Source organism: Mesorhizobium sp. M7A.F.Ca.CA.002.15.2.1, from assembly GCF_003998715.1.
Taxonomy (GTDB): Bacteria; Pseudomonadota; Alphaproteobacteria; order Rhizobiales; family Rhizobiaceae; genus Mesorhizobium; species Mesorhizobium ciceri.
In genome coordinates this window covers 1-1,324 of record NZ_RZPI01001000.1, presented here as the reverse complement: position 1 = coordinate 1,324, position 1,324 = coordinate 1, and the positions used below count along the sequence as shown (strand labels likewise).

Below are 1,324 nucleotides of genomic sequence, written 5' to 3'. Positions count from 1 at the left end.
GCACCAACTGACCGACAAGGGTAATCATGTTGAGGCCAAGGGCGACGGCGATTTCGCTCGCTTCCTGCCTGAGAATCTCAAGCCGCTGTTTGCCGGCAAGACCAGCTTCGATGTCGCCGGCACCGCCACATCGGCCGGTGGCGTCAGTGTCGACCGCGCCAACATCGACAGCGATGCGGTGCACGGCACCGCGACCGGCATTGTCGATCCTGCCGGCGCCAGCGACCTCTCGATCGAACTCGCCGCCAAGGGTCCGCCCGTTGTGATCAGCGTCGGCAGCAAGGCGCAACCGATCACGCTGGCGATCAGCAATGCCACCGCCCGCGCCTTCGGCGACGGCAAGGCACCGATCATCGACATCGGCGCCTCCTTCGTCTCCATCGTCGCCGGCGGCACGCGGCTGGATGATCTGGCGGCGCAGATCCATTCCGACGGCTTTGACATCCAGAACCGCGCCGGGCCGGTCACCGTCAAGCTGCAGGCAGGTGGCCTCAACACCGACGTGGCGACGCTGGCGCCGCTGATCACCGGCAAGATCGATGTCGATCTGGCCGGGTCGGTCAGCAAGGATGCCATTGCCATCGACCAGGGCACGCTGCGCTCCGACGCGCTCAACGCCTCTCTGACGGCGACGGTGGCGCTTGCCGACCTGTCGATGCAGCTGAAGATGAACGCGGATGCCGTGGCGACGGCCTTTCCGCCGCAGATCGCCTCGGTGCTTGGCGCTCGGGTGAAATTCTCGGCCACCGCGGCCCGCGATCCGCAGGGATCCTTCGCCGCCAACTCGATCGAATTCACGTCCGGCACGCTCAGCGCCGCCGGCACGGCCAGCATGCAGGGCACCGACATCCGGGCCGACATCAAGGGCAAATTGGGCGACGTTTCCGTGCTGTCGCCGACAGTCGGCGTGCCGGTTGCCGGTGGCGTCGATTTCGCGCTGTCGGCAAGCGGCGCGATGACGGCGCCGGATTTCACCGTTACCGCCGATAGCGACAGCCTGACGGCATCGGGCCGCACGGTGAAGAGCATCAAGCTGACGGCGAGCGGCAAGGCCGATATCACCAGTCCCGCCGCCAACGTATCGCTGACCGGCTCCGTCAACGACCAGCCGCTCGATATCAAGGCAGCACTGGTGACAAGCGAGGGCAAGCGTTCGATCAACGGATTCCTGGTCTCGCTGGGCGACAACAAGGTCTCGGGCGATCTCGCGCTGGACGACAAGTACATGCCGCTCGGCACGCTGACGCTCGACGCGCCCGCTATCGACCAGTTGGCCGCACTCGCCGGCCAGGCGGTGACGGGCGACATCGACGGCACCATCGGC

At 66.5% G+C, this 1,324-nt stretch carries 1 pseudogene; it reads left to right on the top strand.

Annotation, left to right across the window (positions count from 1 at the left end):
• A pseudogene (locus tag ENZ74_RS31980) lies at positions 1 to 1,324 on the top strand (translocation/assembly module TamB); the annotation flags it as partial.